The sequence below is a fragment of the Kitasatospora putterlickiae genome, assembly GCF_039527695.1.
Taxonomy (GTDB): domain Bacteria; phylum Actinomycetota; class Actinomycetes; order Streptomycetales; family Streptomycetaceae; genus Kitasatospora; species Kitasatospora putterlickiae.
In genome coordinates this window covers 1-829 of the sequence record NZ_BAAAKJ010000511.1, presented here as the reverse complement: position 1 = coordinate 829, position 829 = coordinate 1, and the positions used below count along the sequence as shown (strand labels likewise).

Annotated in this window: 1 protein-coding gene; it reads left to right on the top strand. The window is 74.9% G+C overall.

Going from position 1 to position 829, the window contains the following annotated elements; translation table 11 throughout:
• Positions 1–237: 237 nt before the first annotated feature.
• Positions 238–829, top strand: a 592-nt coding sequence (locus ABD308_RS38270) for a YcnI family copper-binding membrane protein (protein WP_344345550.1), incomplete at its 3' end; no start/stop codon positions are given.

Sequence of the window (829 nt, the reverse complement as noted above, 5' to 3'; positions counted from 1 at the left end):
CCGCCGCTCGGGGCCCTCGCGTACTGACCCGCGCCCCCGGTGTTCCCCGGTCCCCCCTTCGGTGCCGGCCCGACGGCGGACGGGTGTACGCGGCAGCCGAGCCGTGCCCGCCGACCCGTGCGGCCCCGCGGCTTCCCCCACCTCGTCCCCACGCCGTGCGGCCCCGCCGCGGCACGGGTCCTCCCGTGCCCGGACGCGGGCCTGCCCGCCGAGCCTCCGAACGGAGACACGAACCCCATGCGTTCCCTTCCCGCCCGCCGTACCGCCGCCGTCGCCCTCACCGCAGCCGCCGCCGTGCTGGCGCTGGCCGGCCCCGCCTCCGCGCACGTCTCGGTGAACCCGGGCAGCGCCGAGCAGGGCGGCTACACCGCCGTCGACTTCCGGGTCCCGAACGAGAACGACACCGCCGGCACCGTGAAGCTGGAGGTCAACCTCCCGCTGGACCACCCGCTGGCCTCCGTCCGCACCCAGCCGCTGCCGGGCTGGACCGCCACCGTCGAGAAGTCCAAGCTGGACAAGCCGATCAAGGTGCACGGCAACGACGTCAACGAGGCCGTCTCCAAGATCACCTGGACCGCCGACGCCGGGGTGAAGATCGCCCCCGGCCAGTTCCAGGAGTTCCGCGTCTCGCTCGGCCCGCTGCCGACCGACGCCGACTCGCTGGTCTTCAAGGCGCTGCAGAGCTACGAGAACGGCGACATCGTCCGCTGGATCGACGAGGCCAAGGACGGCCAGCCGGAGCCGGCCAAGCCCGCCCCGGTGCTGAAGCTGACCAAGGCCGCCGGCGGCGACGCCCACCGCCGGACCGGTCAACGCGATCCGGGTCGGG